Genomic DNA, 25,837 nt, shown 5'->3' with positions numbered 1-25,837 from the left:
AGACGGAGCTAGAAGGGCCAGAAGACAGGGACGAGGAATGTCCCGACCAATCCGTAGACAAGCAGGAGTGGAAGTCCGAGTCGCCAGTAGTCGGAGAAGCGGTATCCAGCCGCCTCCATCACCACGAGGTTGGCGGGGGTCGCAACAGGGGTCAGCAACGCGCCGGCAGAAAAGACTGCGACCGCAAGCAGGACGGGTGCCGAGGAGATCCCCATCTCCGTGGCTGCCGAGAAGCCGATGGGGATCACGATCAGAGCCGTAGCCATGTTGCTGATCAGCTGGCCCATGAGCGCGGTCATGATGAACAGACCCGCGAGCAGTGCGTATGGTCCGCCGGGCCCGGTCAACGCGACGAGGCTCTCGGCTAGTGTCTGCGCGGCTCCGCTGGACACCATCGCCGTCGCGAGAGACATCATCCCGCCGACCAGGATCAGGGTCGTCCACGAGATCCCGTGATAGGCCGTGTCCACCGCGATCACGCGCAGCACGATCATGGCGATGCCCGCCACGATTCCGGCAACCGCAGCAGGCACGACACCGGTCGCGAGCAGGATCACCATGCCGACCAGGACGATCACCGCCTTCGTCGCGCCGGGGCCGAACGGGACGGCTTGGCGCCTGACCGCTGTGGGATCGTCCACGGCGAGGAGGTCGGGCGTGCGCGCAGCCTCCTCAAGCGCCTGCCAGGATCCTTGGAGCAGCAGTGAGTCGCCCGCGGCCAGACGGATCCGTTCCTGCACGTCGTGCCCCTTGCGGTGCACCGCCGCGACGACCAGCTCGCCACTCTCGGTGATCATGCCGCGATAGACCTCGGACCCGATCACGGGAGACCGCGGGGGGATCATGAACTCGCCCACGCCACCGTCGCGGCCCATCAGGGGGCCGCTCTCACCGGCCAGTGCGTAGTGGACGCCAAGGGTCTCGCCGTGGGATCCGAAGTCACGCAGGGCGGTCCGGGGTGCCCGCTCCGGCACCAGCCGGGAGCCCAGCAGGACGACAAGCAGGATCGTGGTTAGGACGAGGGGCACTCCGGCGAGAGCGATGGCGAACAACCCCAGACGATTGCCGGTGACGCTCTCGAGGTAGTCGGCGATCACCACGGTGACTGGTGTCCCGGTCAACATGAGCAGAGAGCCGGCATGGGCCGAGAACGCAGCCGGGAGCAGGAGTTGGGACGGCGAGCGTCCAGCCCGCACGGCCAGCGCCACCACGACAGGCGTGAGAGCTGCGATGGAACCGTTCGGGGTGAGCAGCGCGGTGACCAGGGCCACGAGGAGCAACACCGTGACCATGAGCCGGGACGGGCTCTCCCCGGCAACGCGTATGGCCAGGTTGCCGACCCAAGCGGTCACCCCGGTGGCCTCCAGTGCCGTGCTCACCACAAACAGGCCGGCGATGAACAAGATGGTCGGATCCCCAAACCCTGCCAGCGCGTCGTCCAGTTCGAGAACCCCACCTGACCACAGCAGGAGCGGCACCAGCAGAGCCACCACGGAGACGGGCAGCTGGTCCCAGATGAAGAGCCCGACGGTGACTGCCAGCACGAGCAGCGTGATGACGCTGTCGGTCACGTCACCTCCCGTGGGTTCGGTCGCAGCAATCGGTGTGGCGGTGGCAACGAGCCGGACTCACCCCTGCGAGTCTGCGAGCTCGACGGCGAGTTCCTTCTCATCGGCGTCCGAGAGCGAGGTCTTCAGGACAGTCCCACCAAACTCGGCCATGGCGGCGGAGAACTTGTCCTCGGTCACCTTCCTGGCCATGACCACGAGCGCCGCCTTGCCGGGCTCGAGTAGCCCGTCGACACGCTCACGCAGGCTCCGGTTGATCCCCGCCTTGGAAGCCTTGCCCATGAGAGCACCCCAGGCTCCCCCGACGATCAGTCCCAGACCTGGGGCCAGGAACAACAGTCCGATGACCGCACCCCAGATCGCCCCAGAGGACGCGGAGCGACCGACGATCGACCCAGGTGTGTCGATGTGCCTCTTGCCGTCGGTGTCGACGCGGACGACCGCCAGACCGGCGAGATCGACGATGAAGTCGCGCTGGAGCTCCAGCACCTTGTTGTTGGCGCGCTCGGCCACGGTGTGGTCGTCGTAGCCGATGATGATCAGTTCAGACATGGGTCGTCTCCTCGAGGTCGGAGCAGGCCGCGACACAGGTGCGCGGTGCCGATGCCCACTCTGAGTTCCGTGACAGTGGCTCGCATCACCCCCTACGGGTAGTCCACCCTGCCTCGCAGGACAGCGTGGACCGAGTCGACGTCGGGCAGCGTCTGTGGTGCCGGGCCCGGTCAGGGCTGGGCGAAGTGGAGAGCAAGGTCGACCAGAAGTCGCGTGCCGAACCCTGTGGTGCCCTTGTTGGTCCACTTCTGCGCCTGGGGGGACTGCGCTGTCCCGGCAATGTCGAGGTGCGCCCATGGGGTGTCGCCCACGAACTCCGCCAGGAACAGGGCCGCCGTGATCGATCCGGCGTTGGGACCACCAAGGTTGCGCAGGTCCGCAATCCCTGAGTCCAGTTCCTTGCGGTATCGGTGCGCCAACGGTAGCTCCCACACCGGTTCGTCGACACGCTCCGCGGAGGCTTTCACCTGGGTGAGCAAGGCATCGTTGTTGCCGATGAGACCCGCGATCTCGGTGCCGAGAGTGCGCAGGCAGGCTCCGGTCAGGGTAGCGACATCAACTATCGCGTCCACGGGTTCCTCGCGGGCCAGGACCAGTGCGTCCGCCATCACCAGACGGCCCTCGGCGTCAGTGTTGATGACCTCAACGGTCTTGCCACCGCGCATCACGATGACGTCTCCCAGGCGGAGCGCCGACCCGGAGGGCATGTTGTCGGTGCACATCAGGAACCCCGTCACCTGGGCAGTGCAGCCCAGCTCCGCCAGAGCAGTCATCGCCGCGAGGATGGCTCCCGCACCAGCCATGTCGTTCTTCATGGTGGCGTGGACCTCGTCCCCGGGCTTCAGTGCCAGTCCCCCCGCGTCATACATGATCCCCTTGCCGACGAGGGCGAGCCTTCCCGTGGGCTCGCCAGCGGGGCGGTAGACCAATTTCACCATCACCGGTGGTTCGTCACTGCCCAGGTTGACACCGAGCAGGCCGCCGCACCCCAGTTCGAGGAGGGCTTCCTCGTCGAAGACCTCAACCTCCAGACCAGTTGCGACCCCGAGATCACGCGCCACCTCGCCGAGGGCACTCGCTGTCAGAATGCCACCGGGTGTCCCAGCCAGGTCACGCGCAAGCTTGGTCGCCCTCACGAGGGTGAGCCCACGAGCTATCCCCGGTTCGAGTGCAGCGGTGTTCCCCTCACCGCTGACCAGAGTCAGGGAGGCAAGTCTGGCCTCCGGAAGCTCCTCGCCGATGCGGTAGACATACCTGGCCAGGGCGGCACCCTCGATGAACGCTGCCGCGGCTTCCTCGGAGGGCACCTTGGTGTCGGGGACGACGATGGCGAGGTCTTCCTGTCCAGGAACCGCGCGGGCCAGGCACGCGGCGAGGTCGCGCAGCACCGCCGGGGTGACGTCTGCCCTCTGACCTCCGCCGAGCAGGACGATGACCGGTCCCGTAGCTCCCGGGAGCACGAGGGACTTGCCCACCGATGGGGTGAAGCCGAGTTCGGTGGTCCTGGCGCGGGTCAGGCCCGACTCATCGGGTGGGTCGTCGCCCTCGAAGACGACGTGACCCACGGCTGTCACGTCGCCGGTCGCAGCGCCCGCAGTCACGCGCAGCTGGCGCGTGGGGAGACTGAGCGGTGGGTATGGCGCGGGGTGAGACATGCGGACTCCTTGACTCGGCGGGAGAGTGGGGACACCTGTGTCGTGGGGTGGACTTCCACGACGTGCCACGAGCATGACCTCGCCCCTGCCCGTGCGACATCACCCGCAGTGGGTGGATCGCGCGAGGTGTCCACCGATGAGAGTGGCCTCATGCATGTCGCCATCGGCAGCGACAACGGAACTCTCGAATGTAGTCTTCAACACAGCCAAGGAGGCTCACCATGTCGGAGAATCGTTCTGCCACACCGCAGTTGATGCCAGACGCGCTCTCTCCGACTGATCCCCAGCCGATGACACGCTGGGAACGACTGCTGCACCGCCCCAGCCTGTTGGGCATGGTGCTCGCCGCCTGGCTCTTCGCCGAGTCGCTGGCTCCGTCCCTGCTGGCCCGTTCCTGGCTCTTCCAGGGTGTCGTCACCGGGGCCTCGGTGGCACTCGGCTACGGCATCGGACTGGGCCTGACACGGCTGGGCAAGTTGCTCCGAGCGCGCTTCGGCTGGGGGTTGCAGCCCTTGACGCCCAGCTCCGATCAGACTCTGCGCATCATCCTCTTTGTGCTCGTCGCGGTCTTGTGCCTCTGGGCGGTGGTCGGGGCAGTCCCCGAACATAGGTGGACCTGGGACAGGCTCGGTTATGAACGCTCCTCGTTCTGGTTTGTCTATTTCGGCTCCCTGCTCCTGGCCCTGGTCCTGGCCCTGGTGCTGTTCGGGCTCGGTCGCCTCCTGAAGATCATGTGGGTCCGGACCACGCACGTTGGCGCCCGGATGCTCCCGGCCTGGATCGCTGGGGCGCTGGCGCTGGTGCTGGTGGGCTGGGTGGTGTTGGCGTCACTCAACACCTTCGTCTTCCAGCGCACGATCGACGGCATCAATGACACCTTCGCGCGTGGCGACCTGAGCCTCGAGAACGCCCCGCCACTGCCCACTTCTGCGTTGCGCTCCGGTGGGCCCGCCTCGATGATGGCCTGGGATGAGATCGGCCTGCAGGGACGCCACTTCCTCTCCGGTGGAGTGGGCACCGAGCAGCTGGCTGACTTCGCGACCGGCGAGGTGACCGAGCCAATCCGGGTCTATGCGGGGCGGGCGAGTGCCGAGACGGTGACCGAACGGGTCGACCTGGTCATGGACGAGATGGAGCGCTTCGGTGCCTTTGACCGTGAGGGGTTGCTGGTGATGATTCCCACCGGCACGGGATGGATCAACGAGCAGATCGTCCAGCCCCTGGAGTACTTCTACGGCGGTGACATCGCCACCGTGTCGATGCAGTACTCACACCTGCCCAGCCCACTGGCGTTCGTCGCTGAGTCTGAGGCCGCTGGCGAGACGGCTGCCGCGCTCCTCGAGGCTGTGGAGGAGCGTGTTGCTGCACTGGAGGGAGATCGACCCACGATCTACATGGCCGGTGAGAGCCTCGGCTCCTCCGGCGGCTCGCAGGCCTTTGACTCCCTGGAGGACAGCCGAGAGCGTGTCGCGGGAGCAGTCTGGGTGGGATCTCCCGAGACCATGCACCTGCGCCGGGAGGCCGAGCGCACCCGCGCGCCAGGGTCGCTGCAGATCAGACCGATCGTCGGCGACGGCAAGACCTTCCTGTTTGCCAACCGCCAGAGCGACATGGAGGGAGCCACAGCACACTCGGTCTTCCTCCAACAGGCGGACGACCCCATCGTCTGGTGGGACTGGGACCTGCTCGTCACCGAGCCAGACTGGCTGGAAGAGCCACTCGACGCCGCGGTGAACCCGGCGATGGACTGGACCCCGGTGGCCACGTTCCTGCAGGTCGCGGTCGACATGGCAGTCGGCAACGACTTCGACCAGGACCACGGACATCTTTACGGGACGCAACCGTTGAGTGCGTGGTATGCCGTGGTGCAACCGGAGGGGTGGGACGCCGAGCGGCTGGAGTCGCTGCGCCAACGACTAGAAGAGGTGGAGCGCTGACCGATGCCCGAGGACCTGGTCGTGTCCGTGGCGTCGGGCCAGTCAGTCGGATCGAGGCTTCGGTGGCGAGGCTCGCCGGAGCCAGCCGCCGCCGTAGAGTGCCCACAGGACGAGAAGTGGCTGGAGGAAGAGCCGCGCCAGCGCACGGCATACTCGGCCAGTTCCATCCGGTGAGGAGCCTCAGCGGTGCTTTGGTCCAAGAAGGAGTCCTCATCCTCAGGGGTAGGCTGAGGACGAACCGGGCATCGGGCTGGCCCGGTTGTCGACGGTGAGCGAACCACCGTGGGCGTGGGCGATCTGTCAGGCGATGGCCAGCCCGAGCGGACGAAGCGTCCGCATACAGGCTCGCAGTCAGCGATAGGACTGCCACGGCCGTCACCCTGCACCTCGAGGTGGGCCGAAATACCGCTCGAGGACAGGGTCACCGTGACCATGCTGTTTCGAGTTTCAGGCGCGACCAGCTGCCATCAGCCCGGAGGCGTAGTTGATGCCGCTGATCTTGGAACCGTCCCAGCTGGACCAGTCGCGGAGGGAGTGGATGACCTGCCCGCCCCCGAGGTAGATGGCTACGTGGAAGATGCCAGAGGGGGAGCCGTTGCTGCTGTAGAAGAGCAGGTCGCCTCGTTGGATCTCGGAAAGGGAGACCCGGCTCGTGGCGTGGTACTGGGCTTCGCTCCCGTGCGGGATGCTGATGCCGGCGGCACGGAAGGCCGCTGTGGTGAAGCCGGAGCAGTCGTAGGCACCGCCGCTGTTCGATCCCCAGCTGTAGGGAAGTCCCAGGTTGGCCTGTGCCCAGGCGATGGCTGCCTCGGCGCCTTGGCCACCGACGGGGGCCACGGGTGCAACCGGCTCGGCCGGCGCCTCCTGCCGGGACTCCGACCGGCTGCCCGCGCTGTCTTCCTCGCGGGTCTGCGCGGCGGAGACCCCCGCGTCACTGAGATTCTCGGAAGCCGGCGCGGTGCTCTCGTTCGCCACCTCCACCGGCTCCGGCTCCGGCTCCGGCTCCGGTGCCGGCTCCGGTGCCGGGGTCACGCCGGTAAAGCCAAGTTCGCCAAAGTGGCTGTGCTGCTCAACGTCATCCGGGGCTGGTGCCGGGAGCGCTTGCACAGGAACGTCTCTGGCCGGCTCGGCGGTCACACGGAGCGAGGCAGCAGAGCTGGGAGTGGAGCTCTGATCGATCACCATCGGGCGCTGAATGCCTTCCGGAGCCGGGAGCGGGTCAGTGCCGATGACACCGAAGGCTGTCGCTGGGGGCGCGGGCACGGAGGTCGCGGCCCCAAGGGCGGCCACGAGCAGGCCGGAGGCCGCCACGGTGGCGGTTCCGGTCACGGGACGGGGCAGGTTGAGTGGGGCGCGGTGGCGCCCGGGTATGCGTCGCTTCACGGGTTTACCTCTCCTGCGCCTGCGGGGTTAGCTGTCGGGCTCGGGCTGGAGTTGCCCGGGAAACGGCCCAGTGTTCGTGAGCCGAACCTTCGCCCCGGAGGAACGCAAGGCGTTCCACTTCATGGGTCCCCCGCTCTTGTCATGCGGACTTCTCGTGTGACCCGCAGCGCTGACAAGACTCGGCGAACGCCCGGGACCCACCAGGGGCAGGTAGGTAACAAAACGATAACGGCCAGGACTCAGTGGAACGCCCTCAGGACCCGAATCATGGTCGTTCTTCATGGAACCTTCATGAAAGCCGGGCAGTGCGTAGGGCACACCGCTGCAGACGGGGGTCTACAGGGCCGGGAGCCACCAGGCGACGGTTGTCCCACGCCCTGGGCCGGGGCTGGTGACCGAGAGATCTCCCCCGTGGGCCTTGACGATGCCGCGGGCAATCGTCAAGCCAACCCCGGAGCCACCGCGCTGTCGGTCGCGGGCGGTGTCGACGCGGTAGAACCGTTCGAGCACGTGCTCCAGAGCGTCGGCGGGGATGCCTTCGCCGGTGTCGGCGAGCGTCACCACGACCCGCTCCCCGGTGGACTGTGCCGAAATGGTGACCGCACCCCCCTCAGGGGTGTGACGCAGCGCGTTGTCCAGCAGGTTCGTCATCACCTGGCCCAACCGATCGGGGTCCGCGCCGACCGTTGGCAGATCCTCCTCAACTTTTTTCGCGAGGCGGACCCCCTTAGCCGCGTAGACCGCCTCGTGTGCAGTGATGGCCTGCTCGATCAGTCGTCCGATGTGCACCGGTTCATGAACCAGGGCCAGATGGTGTTCCTCGATGCGCGAGACGGTGCTGATGTCTTCGGCCAACCGTGCGAGCCGCTGAGTCTGCCCGCGCAGCATCCCCACGGTCGGCGGGTCCAGTTGGGTCACGCCGTCCTCGGTGCCCTCAAGGTAGGCATCCAGGGTGGCGATGGGGGTGCGCATCTCGTGAGCGAGGTCTCCCAGCATCTGCTGGCGCGTGGTCTCGGTGTCCGCGAGCCGGCCTGCCATCTGGTTGAACGAGTCGGCCAGGACCTTAAACTCCGGTCCCAAGGCTGGGGTTTGGACTCTAGCCTCGTAGTCACCTGCTGCGATAGTTGACGCCGCTTCTGCTACCCCTCGCACCAGCCGCGCCACCCGCCTGGTGAGGTAGTAACTCGCGGCCAGCGCGACCACCAGGGCCGCGGCCAGGGCCACCACCAGGGCGAACGTGATTGCAGAACGAAACGCCTCCTCGACGTGGATAGCCTCCACGTCAGGGTTCTCGTGGCCGGCCGCCACCATGTGCTCGCGGAACAGCGCCAGGCCCACGATCTCTGTGACCACCAAAATCGTCGCGAGTCCGACCAGGACGACCAGACCCTGCGCTATGAGAAGGCGGGTCACCAGCCCAGTTGTCCGCAGGCGTTCCCGAAAGCTGACGGAAGCACCTTGCATTAGAGGTCCCCTTCCGGCGAGGAGGTGACCTGTCCGACGTTCAACCGATAGCCCACCCCTCGCACCGTATGGATGAAGCGCGGGCCGCTGGCAGGATCCCCCAGTTTGCGCCGCAGGTGGGCAACGTGGACGTCGACCAGTTGCTCATCACCGACCCACGTCTCTCCCCAGACACCGTCGATGATCTGGCGGCGAGTCATCGCCTGGCCTGCCCGTGCGGCCAAGGCCTGCAAGACGTCGAACTCGGTGCGGGTCAGCACGGCACGATCGCCATCCAGATGGACCTCCCTGGCCGAGACGTCAATGCTCAGCGGACCAAAGACGTACAGCTGGGCACCTGCCGGTGGCTCCTTCGCCACCTGCTGTCGCGGCCGTCGCAGCATCACCTGGACCCGTGCCACGAGTTCGCGGGGACTGAACGGCTTCGTCATGTAGTCATCGGCGCCAGCACGCAACCCCGCCAACGTGTCCGGCTCCTCGGCTCGTGCGGTGAGCATGACGATGTAACAGTCCGAGAACTCGCGTAACCCGCGGCAGACGTCCAGGCCATCAAGTCCGGGTAGTCCCAGGTCGAGGATGACGACGTCGGGGTCCAGTCGGCGCGAACACTGCAGGGCGGCCGGTCCGTCATGGACGACCGTGACGTCGTAGCCGTCCCGCAGTAGGTACCGGGCTACGACGTCGGCCAGGGGCTTCTCATCATCGACCACGAGCACCCGGTATCCACGGCCGGGGCCGCGGCGGCCGGGGGGCGGCAGGTCGGCTGTCATGCGCTGCTTATGACTTGACCAGTCGGGCGATGGCCTGCGAAGCCTCGTTGATCTTCTGTTCTGCCTCGGAACCGCCTGCTTTCGCGGCGGCGACGACGCAGTGCTTGAGGTGGTCATCAAGCAGTCCGAGCGCGACGTTCTCCAGGGCCGAGGTGAGTGCGCTGATCTGGGTGAGGATGTCGATGCAGTAGGTGTCTTCATCGACCATCCGGTGGATTCCTCGGGCCTGTCCTTCGATCCGCTTGAGCCGAGCGAGGTAACGGGACTTGTTGCTGATGTAGCCATGCGTGGCTTCGACTCGTGGTGTGGTCTCGGTGGTCATATGACTGAATCCTCCTGTGTGATGACGACTGGGGTCGCTGCCTGCCTCTCGGGAGGCTTACGGGGTGGTGCTTTGCTGTTCGAGGAAGGTCCGGGCGCTGTGTTCCGGGGTCAGGTCGAGCCGGCGCAGCAACTGGGCGTTGAGCGCGACCACGACCGTGGAGACCGACATGAGGATCGCGCCGACACTCATCGGCAGCACGAACCCAACAGGCGCCAGGACACCGGCAGCCAGAGGCACGGAGATCAGGTTATAGCCCGCGGCCCACCACAGGTTCTGCTTCATCTTGCGGTAGCTGGCACGCGACAGCTCGATCACCGACAGGACCGAGCGTGGGTCCGAGGAGGCCAGAATCACCCCTGCCGAGCCGATGGCCACGTCGGTGCCAGCACCGATGGCGATGCCAACATCGGCCTGGGCCAGGGCGGGGGCATCGTTGACCCCGTCGCCAACCATGGCGACCTTGCGCCCCTCCTGCTGGAGTTCAGCGACCTTGGCGGCCTTGTCCTTCGGGCGTACCCCGGCGAAGACCCGGTCGATGTTCAGTTCCTTGGCGACGGTGTCCGCCACGGCCTGGGCGTCTCCAGTGATCATCACCACCTGCGCGCCGGCAGCGTGGAGCGCCTCGACCGCCGCCCGGGACTCCGGGCGGATCTCATCAGCAAGGCGCAGCGCACCGATCACCTCACCGTCGGCGAGAACGTGCAGGATGATCGCACCCTCCAGACGCCAGCCCTCGACGACGGGCAGCTCGCTGGCACCGTGCTTCTCCAGCAGGTACGGCCCACCCACCTCGATGACCGTCCCCTCAACGCTGGCTTTCACCCCAACTGCTGGGGAGGAGGAGAAGTCTGAGGCGGACGAGATCGTCAGTTCCCGGCCGCGGGCCGCGCCGACGATAGCCTTTGCCAGCGGGTGCTCACTGTCGGACTCCGCTGCCGCGGCCAATGCCAGGACCTCGTCCTGACCGCGCCCCGCGACGGGTTCAACACCGCTGACGGTGGGCTCGCCCTTGGTCAGCGTGCCGGTCTTGTCAAAGAGGACGGCGTCGACCGTGCGCATGGACTCCAGCGCGAGGCGGTCCTTGATCAGAACGCCACCCCTGGCCGCGCGCTCGGTCGCAATGGACACCACGAGCGGAATCGCCAGACCGAGGGCGTGGGGGCAGGCGATCACCAGCACGGTGATCGTGCGCACGACCGCCGAGTCGGGCAGACCCATCAGCGACCAGATAGTCGCGGTGACCACCGCGGCACCCAGGGCGAACCAGAACAGCCACCCCGCCGCTTTATCGGCGATCCGCTGGGCCCGCGACGAGGATGCCTGGGCATCGGCGACCAGCTTCTGGATACCGGCCAGAGCGGTGTCATCGCCGATGGCCGTGACCTCGACCCGCAGCCCGGAGTCGGTGGCCACGGTCCCGGCGACCACCTGCTCACCGTTTCCGCGACGGACGGTCTTGGACTCGCCAGTCACCATGGACTCATCCATGCTCGCCGAACCGTCGACGATCCTGCCGTCGGCGGGGACCGAACCGCCAGGGCGAACCAACACGACGTCGCCGACCACCAGATCGCCCGGGGCCACCTTGACGACCCCCTCGCCGCTGACCTTCTCAGCTTCATCCGGCAACAGCGCCGCCAAAGAGTCCAGCGCAGAGGTGGTCTGCGCCAAGGAACGCATCTCGATCCAGTGACCCAGCAGCATGATGACCACCAGCAGGGCTAGCTCCCACCAGAAGTTCAGCTCGTGATCAAGGACGCGAAGGCTCGCGCCCCACGAGGCAACGAACGCCACCGTGATCGCCAAGCCGATCAGCAGCATCATGCCGGGCTTGCGGGCACGGATCTCCTCTACCGCCCCGGTCAGGAACGGCTGACCACCCCAGGCGTACACCACCGTGCCAAGCACAGGCGAGACCCACCAGACCCATCCCCCGGAGGGCAGGTCATACCCCAGGAGATCCGCGAACATGTCGTTGAACGCCACGACCGGCACGGCCAGGACCAGCATGATCCAAAACAACCGCCGGAACTGTCCCACGTGATCACCATGGCCGGCGTGACCACCATGACCACCATGACCGGATCCACCATGCCCCTCATGCCCGTCATGGGCACTGTGCGCATGGCCGGGGTGATCAACCCTCTGTTCCGTGTGGTGAGCGTGCTCACCGTGTTGATCGGGACCGCCGTGGGAATCATCGGCGCGGTGCGGCACGTCGGAGCCGTCCCTATTGTCGTGGCGCATGGTCATGCTCCTATCGCATACCTGTCATGGAGTGAGTTTGTGCCGCGTGGCCCCTACGGTGGGGATTGTGCTCGCCCGCCTTGTTAAGGCGTAGTACCGACCATGGCGGGGGCCTGCCCGCCCGGGTCCCCTGCCACGGGATGGACCATGTGCTGGCGTCGCGTTGCAGGTGCACATGGTGAAATTCGGCACCGGCGACCGCACGCATGGTTAGTTCCGCGCTGCCTGGTATCCAGCCTCATCTACCGCAGCGAGCACCGCAGCGTCGTCAACAGGGCTGCCGACGGTGATCTCAAGCGACCCGGTCGAGGCGCTGACAGCGATCTGCTCCAGGCCAGGGATCTGGGAGACCTCCCCACGCACAGCGGACTCACAGTGCCTGCAAGTCATTCCGGTCACCGCATAAGTCTGAATGTTGTTCATCGTGGTGTCCTCTTCTGTGGCGTGCAGCCACCGTATACCCGTATGGGGTATCAAATCAAGCGTTTGACGCAGGCGGGCGCCCTAAAGAATCGAGAGCAGAGAGGCATAGCAAGTGCTATACTGACTTGCATGTCGACCTTAGAATCGGTCTCCCACGAGGCGGACAAGGCGGTCCGCGACGCGCGTGCCCGGTTGGTCGCCGCAGTACGGCAGGCGGCAGCGGAGGGCATGACTCAAGAGCAGATCGGGGCCGCGATCGGTCGTAGCCAGCCCGAGGTGTCCCGCCTGCTGCGCTTTCACGGCACAGGTCCTCTAGGTCAGAAGGTCAGGTCCGCGCGGTCACAGATCCTTGCCTTGATCAGGTCAGCTGGCGGCACGAACGTCAGAATTTTCGGTTCTGTAGCAACAGGCGCGGAGAGACCCGGCTCGGACGTCGACTTGGTCTTCACGATGTCCTCTCCCATGAGTCTCATGGAACTGGGTGAACTCGAGCAGCAGGTGGCCAAAGTCGTGGGAGCTGACGTCGACCTCATCCCGGAGAGCGTGGTGCGCCCGGACCTTCGTGAACGGGTGCTGGCCGAGGCGTTGCCCTTATGACGTACCGGTCGACGAGATCGACGCGCGAGATCCTGGGCGAGGCGCTCGGGCACCTAGAGTTGGCCCAACGGCACGCCACGGCAGACCTAGATGACCAGTTGACAGTCGACGCCACCTGCATGCGGCTCTCCGCCGGCATCGAGGCTCTTTCTCGCGACCCAGAGTCGCTGTGGGGCGGTGATGCGCCACAGGAACAGGAGCATGGCCGGCACCAAGGGGCCAGCACCCGTCACCAGGAGGCCCGCCGAGTCATGCAAGCCGAGGGGACACACCTCGTGAAAGTGGGCGGAGAACCGCGACGGACTACCCAGTCCCCTACCCGGTCCCGTACAGGACTTCGGTCGGCGGACTCGGCGGGCAGATGACCAACCATTCGTTGGGATAGGCGAGCCGCCCATCCGCGAGCGCCAGCTTGAGCTGCGGGGTAACGTCACCCATCCAGTCTTTCCCCGGATCAGCCCGATAGGCTTCCAGGCTCGGCAGCGCACCCAGCTCAATGCCCAACTCATCGACACAGGGAACGAACTCGTCGCGAAGGTGCTCGTAGACGATGCCGCGCTGTGCCTGAGTAAGTTCCGCCGTGTAGATCTCGGCCATGGGATACTGCATCGCACAGACGTAGTAGGCGCGGTTGTAGGCAGCCTCCTGCTCGGGACTAAACGGTCCGACTTCGATCGTTCCGTCTGGCAGCAGTTTGGCGCTCCAGCCGGCATCCTGCAGGCACGCCGCGAGGGCCTCATGGTGATCGGCGGGCGTTGTCTCGCGAACTACCTCCACCTCCGGAGGGTCGGCGATACCGAGCTGCGTCGCGAGGTCGCCGTTGGGCGCGGCACCTTCGACGACAACCGGAGATGAAGCGCCAACCGAGGGCTCCTCAGTACTGCTCGCGCAAGCGGTCGACGCCAGAAGCAAAAGGAGCGCCGCCGGCCAGGCGGCGCGATGACTTCTCATGGCCATCAGTCGAAGCAGTCGGATGCCGCCCAGTAGGCCGCGATGTTCCCGTACGAGGAGGAATCCGCAATGTCCTCCCAGGAAGTCTTCACCCAGAAGGTCACCCCGCTGTACTGAACCGGCACGATATAGGCGATCTGACGGCCGTCAATCAGGTACGCCCTCCGATTCTGGGCATTCACGGTGCCTTCGGTCCGCCCTCCGACGGCGGCCCAGTCACCGTCAGCGCAGTTGATCCCTGTGCCAGCGGCAGTGTACGCCTCGGCCGAAAGTGCCGCGGTGGCGAGGAGTGCAGTCGCGAGCAACGCTGAGGTACCGATCCGTCCAGCAGTGATGGTTGCTATGATTGAGTCCCATCTGGACGCCCCCCGGATGGGTGGCTGTGGACCGCACGTTAGAGTCTCGAGACCGAACTGTCAACAGTTTGGGTGGCGCTCGAGACGGTGCGGCATCCTCGGGCATCTCTAGTTCTGCTGCCACGACCTCGGGAGACAACAGACGTTCCGCGAGTAGGGCGCGCACCGCACCGGCCAACACCGATGCCCCGCCGCTAGTGCTCATCGTCGCGCCCCGTCCCCATCACGCGGGGCGGACGTGGCCCGGCCACAGTCCTCGCAGAGGTGGGACGCCCCGTCCCCATCACGCGGGGCGGACTCTGACCTGCACCGGGGCCAGTAGCTCAGCTGGGCGGCGTCCCCCATCACGTGGGGCGGACGCTGCTGCGGTGACCCTGGACCTGGCCCGCGTTCGGCGTCCCCCATCACGTAGGGCGGACACTTACTGACCTGCGCTGCTGTCGAGCGCGTGCGCCTTGACGACCTGCCAGAAGTCCTCCGGGGCGACCTGGCGCACGTCCCACGACCCCGCGAGGTCATAGAGCGCGTCAGTGATCGCCGGCACGTCGTGCTCGGGCGCGTACTCACCCAGGCAGCTGCTCACGTACTGCTCGGCTGCCTGCCGCGATGTCGGGACCGGGCAGGGCGCTCACTGGCCCTCCCCCACATACTCGCGCCCGCCCTCTGGCCGGATACGGAACGGGCGCGCGAGGATGCACGGGCCGCGGTGCTCGGGGTGCAGGGTGCACCCGGCGAGGTGGAGCCAAGAGTTCGGTGTGGTGGTCATTGGTCATGCCCTCCTGCGGATCGCGGGGCCGGACCGTTGGACACGCTATGGACACGCGCCCGGGATGACGAAGGCCCCTGACTGGCGTTTCCGCTGGTCAAGGGCCATTTACTATTAGTGGACGTGAAGGGACTCGAACCCCTGACCTCTCGCGTGTGAAGCCTGCGGTCACGTTTCGGCAGCGAGACCTGCCCAATACTGTGACCTGCATGTTTGTCTCCTGTGGGGCGCTGGAGATGGATATGAACACCAGCGATCGTACCCGTGAGTTCCGGCAACTTCCCGCACGTTCCTAGTCAAGTGGTATGCGCATTGGTATGCACCGACACAGCAGTTTGGTATCCGCGCCGACGCTCAGAGCCGCGACCCGTCTCGAACATTTCGCACCCGGGGCACAGGGCGGGTCCTACTTGCCCCGGCGGGAACAACCAGTCCCAGATCATTCCAGACCTGGCGGACATCGCCACCCCGGTCGATACAGTCGTGGACACCTTCCATGCCCCCGGGGTGCGACTCACCCAGTACTGGGCTCGACCCAGCACGACGGCGCCCACTCTGACGGCCGAGCAGCCATCGCCGGACCCTGCCTCGTCCGGGCCTGCCACGCATTCGGCTGAGCTGAACGCCCTGGGTATGAGATGGGGGCAAAACTCTGATGTCTGGTCTGCCCTGAAGCAGCATCCGCCCTCGGACAGGGAGATTCAGCGAGCAATGATAAATTTCCAGAATGCTCAATCTGCGCCGGTTGCAACTCCTCGTCGAACTGCGCCGCCTGGGGACCATCGCCGCTGTTGGCCAGGCTCTCCATTACAGCCCCTCAGGGGTCTCCCAGCAACTGGCCACACTCGAGGACGAAACAGGCGTCACGCTCCTCGAACGTGTCGGGCGCCGTGTTCGGTTGACTCGAGCAGGCGAAATCCTATGCGACAACGCCGTAATCATGCTCGAACAGGCCGAACGAACCGAGGCGGCGCTGGCAGAGGTCCAGACGAAAGCCACAGGACAGGTAAAGATCGCGGCCTTTCAAACATTCAATATAGCTATTTTGCCCAACCTGATAAGAAACCTAGCTGAACAGCAAATCGAAGTTATCGCATCCCAACTCGAACCTGAAGCGGCTCTCCCCGCGCTTCTGAATCACGAATTTGACGTAGCGATAGCCGAAGGCTACGGCGACCACCAGCCCGCTACGACGCGAGACCTGAGGACTTTAGCAGTGATGAAAGACCCCCTCTACTTAGCCATACCAAAAAACATGACGGGGACTGTCACTGAGATAGCTGACACCGCGGCAATGCCATGGGTGATGGAGCCTGACGACTCACTTTCCCGCAGATGGGCAGTTAGCAGATGTCGCGAGGCAGGGTTTGAGCCCAGAGTCCGCTATCAGACCAACGACCTGTTGACTCATGTTGCACTAATCAAGTCCGGCCACGCGGTTGGTTTTCTTCCAGCGCTTATCAAGGCGTGCACCGCGCTCGACAACGTAACACTACTCACCCTAGATAGCCCCTTTCGACGAGTCAAGGTAATAACTAGGGCACAATCCATTCACTATCCCGCAGTCGTCACAACAGTCGAAGAGATTAGAGCGTTGAGTCAACATCACTCAGGCAGGGACATCTCCTTCTAGAAGATCTCCTCCAACGCTTGCCTCTAGAGGTAGCAGATTCGCCGGATCGATTACAAGGCGCACATCTTGGTCCCGACCAAATACGTTCCCTGCGGCGGAACCGCCCGCACGGAACAGCCCGGCGCTCGTCTGTACCTCGTAACTTACTGTATCTCCCTGATAGGAAGCCGAAGTCACCTGGCCTCGAATGCTGGATGCATGCTGATCTGGCGACCCCGAATGCCCACTCAGCAGGCCAATCTTTGATGGGCGAACACCGACGTTTGGAGACTTAATATCTGTTTTGAACTCAATGCCCTTCTCACTACGCCATATTGATCCGTCGCCCTTGCCCTTCATAATATTCCGTACCCCCAGGAAGTCCGCCACGAACGTTGTTCGTGGCGCTTCGTACACAGACTCTGGGGCGCCCACCTGTTCAACCTTCCCGCGATTCATAAGAACAATACGGTCGGACATTGTCAGAGCTTCCTCCTGATCATGGGTGACGAACACCACTGTGAGACCAAGATCAAGTTGAATGGAACGGAGTTCGCTGCGAATATCAGCACGAAGTCGGGCGTCCAGGTTCGACAAAGGTTCATCCATCAGGAGCACCCCCGGACGTACTGCCAGCGCGCGTGCGACAGCTACACGCTGTTGCTGCCCGCCTGAGAGCTGACCCGGATACCTGTCAACAAGTTCAGGAATGCCCATCAATTGGACACACTCGGCGACTCGTTCTGAAATAGCTGACTTTGCAAGTTTTCGTACCCGTAGCCCGTAGCCAATATTGGCAGCTACCGTCAAATGCGGAAAGAGAGCATAGTTCTGGAAGACCATGGCGGAATCTCTCCTATTCGCTGCCATGTGGGTTACATCTATGTTATCAATCTGCACCGTTCCCGCGTCTGCGGATACAAAGCCGGCGATTATCCCCAACGTGGTCGTTTTGCCACAACCACTCGGACCAAGTAGGCTGAGGAACTCGCCATCTGCCACGTCGAGGTCAAACGAATCCAGCACGACTTTGGGTCCGTAGGCACGGTGGACGCCGCGTAATGATAGCGAGCTCACGAGACATTTCCTTCCGATTGATTCGTCATCCCTTACTGCCTCCGGAGAAGGTGGTGCCAAAGTCTAGGACCCGATTGGCTACAATCAACAGCACTCCTGCCAGGGCAATTTGAATTGTAGAGATGGCGGCGATTGATGGATCGACGCGAAATTTGGCGTACTGGGTCATGGCAACAGGCAGGGTGCTGTTCCCGGAATCGACGAGGAACAAACTGACCTCCAAGTTCGAAAAGGAGAACACAAATGCTAGAGTCGCTGCACCTATGGTTGCCGGACGCAGGAGGGGCAATATAACGCGAAGCGTGGTCTGGAATTGATTAGCGCCCAAGTCGATCGAGGCTCGCTCAACCTTTGGGTCGATACTGAGCATACCAGCGTAGACGAGTCTGAATGTCCAGGGAAACGTGATTAGAATATGAGCGAGCACCAGGGACCCAAAACTAGGAGCCAGCTGAAATCCTAAGGTGCCACCTACCTGATATAGAGATATATAGAGCGTAACTCCCACCACGATGGCCGGAATAACCACAGGAAGAATGAACATGCTTTCTAGTATGCGACGACCCCGCATCCGCGATCGGGCTAAACTGATCCCCGCGGGCAAACCCAATGCAACGGACAAGAGGGTTGCCACAGCTGATATCTGGGTTGAGTATATAAGGCCGTCCACCATTTGACCACGGCTGAGAACTTCGCGAAACCATTTGATCGAGTAGCCGCTGGGTTGCACCGTCACAAAGTTGTCGTCGACAAAGGCTAAATACATCACCAGAACGACTGGAGCCAACATGAATATGACGGATAGCCATGCGATCACCGAAAGGGTAGGTGACCGTTTCATTGTGCTACCTCCCGCCAACGGCGCTGCGAGCGCAGCATGATCGCGGAATAGATGCCTATCAGCGCAAGGCTAATGACCATGGTTACCCCTGCGAAGGCGCCTGCCAATGCCCAGTCATTTGTTCGTGTCACGGAGTCGTATATCTCGGGCGCGATCATTGGAACCTGAGATCCGCCCACTAGGACCGGGGTTGCGTATGCGTTAACGGAATCCACGAGAACAAGCGATCCACCTGTGACGAGTGCCGGGCCCATCTGAGGAAGGGTGACCTCTATAAAGGCCCTAATGGGCTTCGCCCCAAGCGATTGTGCCGCAAGAGTGGTTTCGGTCCCGATGAGCTGCAGACCCGAGTATAGGGTGAGGACCATAATGGGAAGTTCGACCGAGGTGATGGCCACTGCTACAGCCGCAGGGGTCTTGAGGACCATCATCGGTGTATCTATGAGCCCCGCTCCGAGGAGGAGGGCGTTAAGAACACCGTCGTACCCGAAAAGAGCGAGCCATCCAACGGCCCTGACAACGGTGCCCACGAACATTGGGAAGACGGTCATGATGATGAGAGCCGCTTTCAAGCGCGGACCCACTGACACGATGAGTTGTGCAACTGCCAGGCCGAGGACCAAGGTGAACAGGGTTGAACCGATGCCGATTGCGAATGTGCGAGTCAGGGTATCCCGGTAGTAGTCGCGGGTAAAGAGTTCCCCGAAGTTGGAAAGGGTGAAGCCACTCGTTGGGACTCCAGCACCAGCGCTCTCAGCAAAAGCAAAACGAAGGAAGAATGCCAAGGGAACTAGGAGTCCGAGTCCAACTACAAGGATCGGTATTGCTGCCAGCAATCTGGTCGACCTGGGACTCAGGTTCATATGTCAACTATTCCTTCAGCAGCTCAATTGATGAACTCTTGCTGCCACAGATCTCCCCAGTCCGCGTCATTCTCAGCAATGTAGGAAATGTCTAGCGGCTGAATCCTCGACTGCTCGTCAGGTGTGAAATCCACAGCTTCGGCGCGTTCGTCGCCGAGCGTTGTTTCGGTAACGGTGGGGGCGTACCCCATATTTTCAGCGAACTGGGTCTGGCCCTCTGGGTCGAGTAGCCCGTTCAAATAGTCAAATGCACATTCAGGATTCGGAGCGTTGGCCGGGACGCCGGCGGCGAAGACCACTGGGAATGTGCCTTCTTCGGGCACGGAGGCTCCGAGGGGCACGGCTCCCATGTCGTTCCATTGAAGAGCGCGCGCTTTCCAGTTCACGGTGAGCCATATTTGCCCTGACATTAGCGCTTGCCCCATTTCCTCCTGTGAAGCGAAGACGACGACATCGTCAGACAGCTCCTTGAGTTTTTCCCATCCAGCACCCCAGTCGCTGCTATTTGACGCATCAGGGGATACCGCGGTAGCCGCATAGAAGAAGTTGCTCCATTGAGTCGAAAGCACTCCGATTTTCCCACTGTATTGGTCATCCCATAGAATGTTGTAACTAGATGCGTCAGGAACCTTATCCTCATTATAGATGATGACGCTGGCCGAATAGATGTGTGGAATCCAATACTCGCTCGTGAGACCTTCACGAATAATGGATATGTTTGGGACCTCATCCTCAGTTAAAGGAAGCATGAGTCCGTCATTGACAAGCTGTTGCATCCGGGTGTCAGGGAGTTCCACCACGTCGAGGGTTCCTGCTGCCTCGCCCTGGGTGCGGACGGTGGTGATCTTCACATCGTCCTCGGTGTAGTCCCACACGATAGAACTGGAACATTGGTCAGTCATCGCTGGAACATTGAAGTCCTCTTGGAAGTCTCGGTAATCGCCGCCCCCCGCTGCGACGACGAGGTCATCAGCGCTCGCTTCTTGTGCTCCTGGAGAGTCCCCTCCCTCGTCGGCGGAGGAGCCGCAGCCGGCCACGATCAACAGAGGTGCAGCCGCTAGTAGGGCCGCCCACCGAGTGTGCAGTGGTTTCATGCCACTCTCCCATCTCCGGGTCGCATGTCTCGCGGATGAGTCATGCGAGGACAAACTCGAGTCAAGCAGGGGTGACAGTCAGCGTCAACGTACGGATTCTGCCCAGTATTCGGTAGGGACTGTGTGCGATTGGACGTGCAGACGCGCCGCCGGCACACCGGTACACCAGGCCGTCAGTTGGGGATAGTTGACAGTGGGAGCTGGAACGAGCCGATCACGGAGGGTGCAGCATTACCGGCTCTTCGCAGATGACGGTGTAGAGGTCGCTGGCGCGTCGTTGCCGGGGTAGGTGTCGAGGCCTTCCGAAGATGTAGGTTCCTACGCCAGCCATCCGAAACGACCTCGACGTGCCCGACGCTACCTTCACGCGCCCCGACCTGACCACCTTCACACGCCTCGACGGCCTGGGACTCGGAGTCACCGCCCAGCTCGTGGAGCCGGATCGCGCGGAGCTCGCGTGCCGGGTCGTGGAGCCGGACGACTGGTGCCGGCGGTGCGGCTGCCAGGGCGTCCCGAGGGACACGGCGACTCGGGAGTTGGCGCACGAGCCGTTCGGGTGGCGACCCACGACCTTGCTGGTCACCGTCCGCCGCTACCGCAGCATCGAGTGCTCGCACGTGTGGCGCCAGGACACGACCGCCGCGGCCGCGCCACGGGCGAAGATCTCCGTGCGGGGCTGCGGTGGGGCCTTGTCGGCATCGTGACCCAGCACCTGTCCATGGCGCGCGTCGCCGAAGGGCTCGGCGTGGCGTGGAACACCGCCAACGACGCGGTCTTGGCCGAAGGTCGACGTGTCCTGATCGATGACCCTGCCCGTCTGGACGGCGTCCGTGTCCTGGGCGTGGACGAGCACGCCTGGCGGCACACCCGCAGGGCGACAAGTTCGTCACCGTCATCATCGACCTCACCCCCGTCCGTGAGGGGACCGGCCCTGCCCGGCTGCTGGACATGGTCGAAGGCCGCAGCAAGAAGGCGTTCAAGGACTGGCTCGCGCAGCGTGTCTGGCCTGGCGCGAGAGGATCGAGGTCGTGGCCATGGACGGGTTCTCCGGCTTCAAGACGGCCACCACCGAGGAGTTGCCCGGAGCCGTGGCGGTCGTGGATCCCTTCCACGTCGTCCGCCTCGCCGGGGAGGCCCTGGACGAGTGCCGGCGCCGGGTGCAGCAGGAACTGCACGGCCACCGTGGCCGCAAGGGCGACCCGCTCTACTCGGCGCGAAGGACCCTGCACACCGGTGCCAACCTGCTCACCGACGGCCAGCCCGAGGGGATCGAGACCCTCTTCACCCGACCGCAGCACGAGGAGGTGGAGTGCATCTGGGGCATCTACCAGCGCATGATCGCCGCCTACCGTGACCGCGACCGTGGCGCCGGGCGGGCGGAGATGGCCTCGGTCATCGAGGCCCTCAGCAACAAGACCGTACCCGCCCAGCTGGTCGAGCTGCGCAAGCTCGGCCGCACCCTGGCCCGGCGCGTCTGCGACGTCTTGTCCTACTTCGAACGGCCCCGCACCAGCAACGGCCCCAGCGAGGCCATCAACGGTCGATTCGAGCACCTCCGCGGCCTGGCCCTCGGTTTCCGCAACCTCACCCACTACATCGCCCGAGCACTACTCAAGACCGGCGGAATCAGACCCCAACTACACCCTCGATTGTGAAGAGCCCCATTACCCGGGTGGTTGACCACGTCCGACGGTCTGACGGGGGAAGGATATCGCAGACCCTGATCAGGTCCAGGCTCCCCGGCACCTGTGTCGGCGGCACGCGGGTGTGCGTCGTCTGCTGTACCTTCTGGGGACCGGATTATTTGACAGCCACCCGCAGATCTGGTGATCCGGTGCGATTGCTGCCGAGTGCAGTTCAGGATTCCCTACTGGACCCAGCCAGTTCTGACGACCACGATGGGGCTCGTGGAACGATTGACTTACATTGGCCATCCGAGGTTGCGAGGCGACGTGGCTTGGGCTGCTAATGCTCGTGCCTTTCACCGTAGCTTGCCGGATTACGTACCGACCCCGTTGATTACGCTGCCTCACCTCGCGTCCTCGGTAGAAATCGGCCGACTTTTGGTCAAGTCGGAGGTAGGCCGCTTCGGGCTCCCGTCCTTCAAGATCCTTGGGGCGTCCTACGCTACAGCGGTAACGGTTCAGCGCTTCCTACGCGAGTACGGGGAGGAACCTGCCCTCACGGCAGAGTCGCTCCGAACGGCTCTCTCTCGAGTTGGAGAGGCGGCAACGCCTACGCTCAGCACAGCTACGGACGGCAATCATGGCCGCGCGGTTGCCCGCGCGGCGCAGTGGCTGGGGATTGATGCCAAGGTATTCGTCCCCTCCTCTGTTTCAAAGACTGCGCAACAGGCGATCATTGATGAGGGGGCCACACTCCAAATCTTGCCAGGCGACTATGACGAGGCGGTTGAGGTCGCTCGTAGCTTTGCCGCCTCGACGCCCAACGTCCTGCTGGTGCAGGATACCTCGTGGCCGGGGTATCACGACGTACCTGAGCTCATCGTGAATGGCTATACGACACTGTTCGATGAACTCCTCGAGCAGGCCGACAGAACGCAACCGCTGCTTCTGGTCGTTCCCATCGGTGTGGGTTCACTTGCGATGGCGGCTCTTCAATTCGCGGCCAGCCAAACACAGGTGTCCGTCCTCGGCGTCGAGCCAGACGTGGCGCCCTCGGTGACGACGTCATTGCTGGCGGGAGCCATTGTGTCGGTAGCGACCCGCCCCACGATTATGGCAGGTCTGAATTGCGGCACGATTTCCTACGATGCTTGGCCCTGGCTGAGGGACGGACTCTCTGCTTCTGTCACAGTCAATGATGTCGAGGTTGCAGGTGCAGTTCACGACCTAGCCCGCGCTGGGGTTGATTCCGGGCCCTGTGGTGCGGCGACGCTGGCCGGACTCCGCGTCGCTGCCGCAGACGAACCCATGCGTGATGCGCTGAAACTCGACCCGGAAACCTCGGTCATACTTCTAAGTACTGAGTCGCGGTCGGCTAATCCCTTGCCAGATGGCGGGCTACTGGAGGAGGACAAATGAGCGAGGATGTAAGACGCGTTGCCCTGACGACGGATATTGGTGAAGGATTCGGTATCTGGCGCCTTGGTGACGACGAAGCACTTATGAAGATTGTGACGGCTGCGAACGTCGCCTGCGGGTTCCATGGGGGGGATCCTCGCATAATGCGTGCCACATGCGAGATGGCTGCGGAGAATGCGGTCGCGATCGGGGCACAGGTCAGCTACCGCGATCTCGCTGGCTTCGGACGACGCTTCGTCGACGCCGATGTGGACGAACTTATCGACGACTTGCTGTACCAGATGGGCGCCCTTGACATCTTTGCCCGACTAGCGGGATCCTCAGTCTCCTATGTACGGGCGCATGGGGCCCTCTACAATGCGGCGGCCACCCACAAGGGGCACGCTCGAGCAATCGTAGAAGCGACTCGACTATTCGACCCCAGTTTACCGATCCTGTGTCAGGACGGAACGGCGACGTGGACGATCGCTCAAGAGTCGGGGATACGCGTTGTAGCAGAGGCGTTCGTAGACCGTGCCTACACCGCGGACGGACTTCTGCTCCCCCGCACGCAGCCCAATGCGCTCGTAACCGACCCCGATGAAGCTGCGCAGCGGGCTGTCCGCATGGTGACGCATGGCCGCATCACTGCGCAGTCGGGTGAAGAGTTCCCAATCAGTGCGCAGGCGCTTCTCGTCCACTCGGACACTCCTGGTGCCGTAGAGGTCGCCCGTCGCACACGCAAGGCTCTCCAAAAAGCAGGTATTCAGCTCAGCGCCCAATTGTGATGGATCCGGTCGGGCGGTTCCGCCCCCCTGAAGCGAGTTCTGCAGCAAGATTCGCTGGTGAAAGCCCGGTCGGTAAGATGCTGCCTCCCAGGTGGCCGGCAAATGGATTTTAAGGACGCAAACCCTGCCCGGCGCGCAGCAGTCCGGAGCGCTGGTGCACCACCATATGCGCCCCCCGGAATGGGGCGCCTCATGCTCTCAGCCAGTGCGCTCACCGTGCTTGGCTCGCTGGCCCCTTTCCTCGTGGGAACCCAGGCAGTCTTGGTGATGCGCGACCTAGACTTCGGCGCGGCTGGAGTGGGGCTGGCTGTCTCAGTGTTTTTCGGCGCCGCGGCACTTGTGACGGTGCTGTCGACTGGAACGTTCGAGCGGATGAGCAGACGGACCGGCCGGGCGGTCTCCGGAGCGCTCGTGGCGATCGGGAGTCTGGCGGTCGCGCTGATCGTCCGGGATCTGCCGGGGCTGGCGCTTGCAATGGTCGTGTTGGGCGCGGGGAACGCCGCCTGCCAGGGGACGTCCAACAAGACGGTCGCCTCAATGCTGCCGCCGCACCGGCGCGGGCTCGGCTTCGGTATCAAGCAGGCAGCTGTGCCAACCGCCATCATGCTCGGCGGCCTCGCAGTGCCCCTGACTACGACGATGCTCGGCTGGCGGAGCACGTTTGTGGCCACCGGCTGTCTCGGCATCCTTGTCTTCGGGTACGCACTGGTTGACGCGTTTGGGGAGGGGGTCACTCGCCGCCAACGCCATCCCCCCGGCGAACCTCGCGAGGAGGCGGTGAGGCTGCGGATCAGGCCCTCACTCCACACTTCCGACCTCTCCGACCATGCACCCCTAGGACCGCTTGCCCTGTGCGCGGTCGCTGTGGGGTGTGCGAGCATGGCGTGCAACTTCTTCGGTGCCTACCTGGCCATCTGGGCGCACGAGGCTGGGCTAACCATTGAGCAAGCTGGATGGCTGATGGCTTGCGGGGCTGGCACTTCTGTGGCGGTTCGGGTGCTCAGCGGACTGCGCGCCGACGGGCGCTTCGGCGGTAACATGTCCGTCGTCGCAACGATGATGCTCGGAGGGGCGCTCGCCCTCTTCGGGATCGGCGCGGTGCCTGAGCTGTGGGGTGTGATTCTCTTCGGCGTCTTGGCGTTCGGGGTCGGCTGGTCCTGGCACGGCCTGATGCTCTTCGCCGTGGCCCGGGTCGGTCGGGACGCGCCCACTCAGGCCATCTCGGTGGTGCAATCTGGCGCGTTCGTTGGAGGAGCTGCAGGTCCGGCGCTGCTGGGACTCGTAGTCGAAGGCGTCGGCTTCGAGTGGGCCTGGAGGGCGGGAGGAGTCTTGTTCGTGGTGTCCGCGGCGCTTGTCTTGCTCGCTCGATCAGGCTTCCGCCGCGATCTACTTCGTCGACCGCCGAGGAGTGTGTTCTACTTCGGCGGAGGACGTAGACGCCCCCGACGCGTCATCGGCGGTGCAGCCGAACCAACAGAAGATCAGAACTTGGATTGAGCTGGTCCCGAGGACCGACGCAGCCGGGAGCGATGGTGATGCTCTTGC

The 25,837-nt window shown here is 63.9% G+C and carries 24 protein-coding genes and 1 riboswitch; of the genes, 8 read left to right on the top strand and 16 right to left on the bottom strand.

Annotated features, from left to right (window positions below; all coding sequences use genetic code 11):
* Positions 1 to 8 precede the first annotated feature (8 nt).
* The 3 genes from NF557_RS08150 to NF557_RS08140 all read right to left on the bottom strand — a co-directional run bounded on the left by NF557_RS08150 (position 9) and on the right by NF557_RS08140 (position 3,775).
* Complete coding sequence (locus tag NF557_RS08150) at positions 9 to 1,571, bottom strand: SLC13 family permease (protein ID WP_252623575.1); 1,563 nt, start codon at positions 1,569 to 1,571, stop codon at positions 9 to 11.
* A 57-nt stretch (positions 1,572 to 1,628) separates the two neighbouring features.
* Positions 1,629 to 2,120 carry a DUF1269 domain-containing protein gene (locus NF557_RS08145; RefSeq protein ID WP_252623572.1) on the bottom strand — a complete coding sequence of 164 codons (492 nt, stop codon included), beginning with the start codon at positions 2,118 to 2,120 and terminating at the stop codon, positions 1,629 to 1,631.
* 170 nt (positions 2,121 to 2,290) lie between these two features.
* Positions 2,291 to 3,775 carry a leucyl aminopeptidase family protein gene (locus NF557_RS08140; protein WP_252623570.1) on the bottom strand — a complete coding sequence of 495 codons (1,485 nt, stop codon included), beginning with the start codon at positions 3,773 to 3,775 and terminating at the stop codon, positions 2,291 to 2,293.
* Between the two features lie 290 nt (positions 3,776 to 4,065).
* On the opposite strand from NF557_RS08140, the gene NF557_RS08135 reads away from it, so the two are divergent.
* Entirely contained in the window at positions 4,066 to 5,712 is a 1,647-nt protein-coding gene (locus NF557_RS08135) for an alpha/beta-hydrolase family protein (RefSeq protein ID WP_252623567.1), read from the top strand.
* A 447-nt stretch (positions 5,713 to 6,159) separates the two neighbouring features.
* On the opposite strand, the gene NF557_RS08130 is transcribed toward NF557_RS08135, so the two are convergent.
* The 6 genes from NF557_RS08130 to NF557_RS08105 all read right to left on the bottom strand — a co-directional run bounded on the left by NF557_RS08130 (position 6,160) and on the right by NF557_RS08105 (position 12,324).
* On the bottom strand, positions 6,160 to 6,744 hold the full coding sequence (locus NF557_RS08130; protein WP_252623564.1) for a C40 family peptidase: 585 nt from the start codon (positions 6,742 to 6,744) through the stop codon (positions 6,160 to 6,162).
* A 352-nt stretch (positions 6,745 to 7,096) separates the two neighbouring features.
* Positions 7,097 to 7,274: riboswitch (cyclic di-AMP (ydaO/yuaA leader) on the bottom strand.
* Positions 7,275 to 7,431: 157 nt separating this feature from the next.
* On the bottom strand, positions 7,432 to 8,508 hold the full coding sequence (locus NF557_RS08125) for a sensor histidine kinase (RefSeq protein ID WP_252623561.1): 1,077 nt from the start codon (positions 8,506 to 8,508) through the stop codon (positions 7,432 to 7,434).
* Positions 8,509 to 8,558: 50 nt separating this feature from the next.
* Entirely contained in the window at positions 8,559 to 9,329 is a 771-nt protein-coding gene (locus NF557_RS08120) for a response regulator transcription factor (protein WP_252623558.1), read from the bottom strand.
* A 7-nt stretch (positions 9,330 to 9,336) separates the two neighbouring features.
* A complete protein-coding gene (locus NF557_RS08115; RefSeq protein WP_252623556.1) occupies positions 9,337 to 9,651 on the bottom strand; it encodes a metal-sensitive transcriptional regulator in 315 nt (104 codons plus the stop codon).
* Between the two features lie 57 nt (positions 9,652 to 9,708).
* Positions 9,709 to 11,901 carry a heavy metal translocating P-type ATPase gene (locus NF557_RS08110; RefSeq protein WP_425342967.1) on the bottom strand — a complete coding sequence of 731 codons (2,193 nt, stop codon included), beginning with the start codon at positions 11,899 to 11,901 and terminating at the stop codon, positions 9,709 to 9,711.
* A gap of 210 nt (positions 11,902 to 12,111) precedes the next feature.
* A complete protein-coding gene (locus NF557_RS08105; RefSeq protein ID WP_252623553.1) occupies positions 12,112 to 12,324 on the bottom strand; it encodes a heavy-metal-associated domain-containing protein in 213 nt (70 codons plus the stop codon).
* A 129-nt stretch (positions 12,325 to 12,453) separates the two neighbouring features.
* Between NF557_RS08105 and NF557_RS08100 the strand changes: the two genes are divergently transcribed.
* Entirely contained in the window at positions 12,454 to 12,921 is a 468-nt protein-coding gene (locus tag NF557_RS08100; protein ID WP_252623550.1) for a nucleotidyltransferase domain-containing protein, read from the top strand.
* A gap of 315 nt (positions 12,922 to 13,236) precedes the next feature.
* Here the strand turns inward: NF557_RS08100 and NF557_RS08095 are convergent, their stop codons facing one another.
* From NF557_RS08095 to NF557_RS08085, 3 genes are all read right to left on the bottom strand, one after another.
* Entirely contained in the window at positions 13,237 to 13,872 is a 636-nt protein-coding gene (locus NF557_RS08095) for a hypothetical protein (protein WP_252623548.1), read from the bottom strand.
* Positions 13,873 to 14,649: 777 nt separating this feature from the next.
* Positions 14,650 to 14,811, bottom strand: a complete 162-nt coding sequence (locus NF557_RS08090; RefSeq protein ID WP_252623545.1) for a hypothetical protein — start codon at positions 14,809 to 14,811, stop codon at positions 14,650 to 14,652.
* Between the two features lie 45 nt (positions 14,812 to 14,856).
* Complete coding sequence (locus tag NF557_RS08085) at positions 14,857 to 14,994, bottom strand: hypothetical protein (RefSeq protein ID WP_252623542.1); 138 nt, start codon at positions 14,992 to 14,994, stop codon at positions 14,857 to 14,859.
* 727 nt (positions 14,995 to 15,721) lie between these two features.
* On the opposite strand from NF557_RS08085, the gene NF557_RS08080 reads away from it, so the two are divergent.
* A complete protein-coding gene (locus NF557_RS08080; RefSeq protein WP_252623539.1) occupies positions 15,722 to 16,627 on the top strand; it encodes a LysR family transcriptional regulator in 906 nt (301 codons plus the stop codon).
* Here NF557_RS08080 and NF557_RS08075 read toward each other — a convergent pair.
* From NF557_RS08075 to NF557_RS08060, 4 genes are all read right to left on the bottom strand, one after another.
* Positions 16,604 to 17,632: an ABC transporter ATP-binding protein gene (locus NF557_RS08075; RefSeq protein WP_252623536.1), complete on the bottom strand. Its 1,029-nt coding sequence runs from the start codon at positions 17,630 to 17,632 to the stop codon at positions 16,604 to 16,606. The genes NF557_RS08080 and NF557_RS08075 overlap by 24 nt on opposite strands.
* Before the next feature lie 76 nt (positions 17,633 to 17,708).
* Positions 17,709 to 18,473: an ABC transporter permease gene (locus NF557_RS08070; protein ID WP_252623533.1), complete on the bottom strand. Its 765-nt coding sequence runs from the start codon at positions 18,471 to 18,473 to the stop codon at positions 17,709 to 17,711.
* A gap of 47 nt (positions 18,474 to 18,520) precedes the next feature.
* Complete coding sequence (locus NF557_RS08065; protein WP_252623530.1) at positions 18,521 to 19,387, bottom strand: ABC transporter permease; 867 nt, start codon at positions 19,385 to 19,387, stop codon at positions 18,521 to 18,523.
* A gap of 23 nt (positions 19,388 to 19,410) precedes the next feature.
* On the bottom strand, positions 19,411 to 20,481 hold the full coding sequence (locus NF557_RS08060) for an ABC transporter substrate-binding protein (RefSeq protein WP_252623527.1): 1,071 nt from the start codon (positions 20,479 to 20,481) through the stop codon (positions 19,411 to 19,413).
* Positions 20,482 to 20,828: 347 nt separating this feature from the next.
* Here NF557_RS08060 and NF557_RS17565 point away from each other — a divergent pair, with 347 nt between their 5' ends.
* From NF557_RS17565 to NF557_RS08040, 5 genes are all read left to right on the top strand, one after another.
* Entirely contained in the window at positions 20,829 to 21,185 is a 357-nt protein-coding gene (locus NF557_RS17565) for a hypothetical protein (protein WP_256855762.1), read from the top strand.
* A gap of 279 nt (positions 21,186 to 21,464) precedes the next feature.
* Complete coding sequence (locus tag NF557_RS17560; RefSeq protein ID WP_256855766.1) at positions 21,465 to 22,136, top strand: transposase; 672 nt, start codon at positions 21,465 to 21,467, stop codon at positions 22,134 to 22,136.
* Positions 22,137 to 22,379: 243 nt separating this feature from the next.
* On the top strand, positions 22,380 to 23,525 hold the full coding sequence (locus NF557_RS08050) for a diaminopropionate ammonia-lyase (protein WP_252624021.1): 1,146 nt from the start codon (positions 22,380 to 22,382) through the stop codon (positions 23,523 to 23,525).
* Entirely contained in the window at positions 23,522 to 24,292 is a 771-nt protein-coding gene (locus NF557_RS08045; protein WP_252623524.1) for a LamB/YcsF family protein, read from the top strand. The genes NF557_RS08050 and NF557_RS08045 overlap by 4 nt, the downstream gene beginning before the upstream one ends.
* Positions 24,293 to 24,484: 192 nt before the next feature.
* Positions 24,485 to 25,789, top strand: coding sequence for an MFS transporter (locus NF557_RS08040; RefSeq protein ID WP_252623521.1), 1,305 nt, complete (start codon positions 24,485 to 24,487; stop codon positions 25,787 to 25,789).
* Positions 25,790 to 25,837: the final 48 nt, after the last annotated feature.

It is taken from the genome of Ornithinimicrobium cryptoxanthini, assembly GCF_023923205.1.
In the GTDB taxonomy this organism is placed as follows: Bacteria; Actinomycetota; Actinomycetes; order Actinomycetales; family Dermatophilaceae; genus Ornithinicoccus; species Ornithinicoccus cryptoxanthini.
The sequence above is the reverse complement of the archived record's forward strand: the minus strand, read 5'-3'. Positions and strand labels throughout refer to the sequence as shown.

What these genes read in the sequence shown, in the direction of transcription:
- NF557_RS08115 (WP_252623556.1), bottom strand. Translation starts at nt 9,651, where the DNA reads ATGACCACCGAGACCACACCACGAGTCGAAGCCACGCATGGCTACATC.
- NF557_RS08145 (WP_252623572.1), bottom strand. Translation starts at nt 2,120, where the DNA reads ATGTCTGAACTGATCATCATCGGCTACGACGACCACACCGTGGCCGAG.
- NF557_RS08040 (WP_252623521.1), top strand. Translation starts at nt 24,485, where the DNA reads ATGCTCTCAGCCAGTGCGCTCACCGTGCTTGGCTCGCTGGCCCCTTTC.
- NF557_RS08050 (WP_252624021.1), top strand. Translation starts at nt 22,380, where the DNA reads ATGGGGCTCGTGGAACGATTGACTTACATTGGCCATCCGAGGTTGCGA.
- NF557_RS08095 (WP_252623548.1), bottom strand. Translation starts at nt 13,872, where the DNA reads ATGAGAAGTCATCGCGCCGCCTGGCCGGCGGCGCTCCTTTTGCTTCTG.
- NF557_RS08060 (WP_252623527.1), bottom strand. Translation starts at nt 20,481, where the DNA reads ATGAAACCACTGCACACTCGGTGGGCGGCCCTACTAGCGGCTGCACCT.
- NF557_RS08080 (WP_252623539.1), top strand. Translation starts at nt 15,722, where the DNA reads ATGCTCAATCTGCGCCGGTTGCAACTCCTCGTCGAACTGCGCCGCCTG.
- NF557_RS08085 (WP_252623542.1), bottom strand. Translation starts at nt 14,994, where the DNA reads ATGACCACCACACCGAACTCTTGGCTCCACCTCGCCGGGTGCACCCTG.
- NF557_RS08140 (WP_252623570.1), bottom strand. Translation starts at nt 3,775, where the DNA reads ATGTCTCACCCCGCGCCATACCCACCGCTCAGTCTCCCCACGCGCCAG.
- NF557_RS08045 (WP_252623524.1), top strand. Translation starts at nt 23,522, where the DNA reads ATGAGCGAGGATGTAAGACGCGTTGCCCTGACGACGGATATTGGTGAA.
- NF557_RS08070 (WP_252623533.1), bottom strand. Translation starts at nt 18,473, where the DNA reads ATGTTGGCTCCAGTCGTTCTGGTGATGTATTTAGCCTTTGTCGACGAC.
- NF557_RS08120 (WP_252623558.1), bottom strand. Translation starts at nt 9,329, where the DNA reads ATGACAGCCGACCTGCCGCCCCCCGGCCGCCGCGGCCCCGGCCGTGGA.
- NF557_RS08105 (WP_252623553.1), bottom strand. Translation starts at nt 12,324, where the DNA reads ATGAACAACATTCAGACTTATGCGGTGACCGGAATGACTTGCAGGCAC.
- NF557_RS08110 (WP_425342967.1), bottom strand. Translation starts at nt 11,901, where the DNA reads ATGCGCCACGACAATAGGGACGGCTCCGACGTGCCGCACCGCGCCGAT.
- NF557_RS08100 (WP_252623550.1), top strand. Translation starts at nt 12,454, where the DNA reads ATGTCGACCTTAGAATCGGTCTCCCACGAGGCGGACAAGGCGGTCCGC.
- NF557_RS08065 (WP_252623530.1), bottom strand. Translation starts at nt 19,387, where the DNA reads ATGAACCTGAGTCCCAGGTCGACCAGATTGCTGGCAGCAATACCGATC.
- NF557_RS08135 (WP_252623567.1), top strand. Translation starts at nt 4,066, where the DNA reads ATGACACGCTGGGAACGACTGCTGCACCGCCCCAGCCTGTTGGGCATG.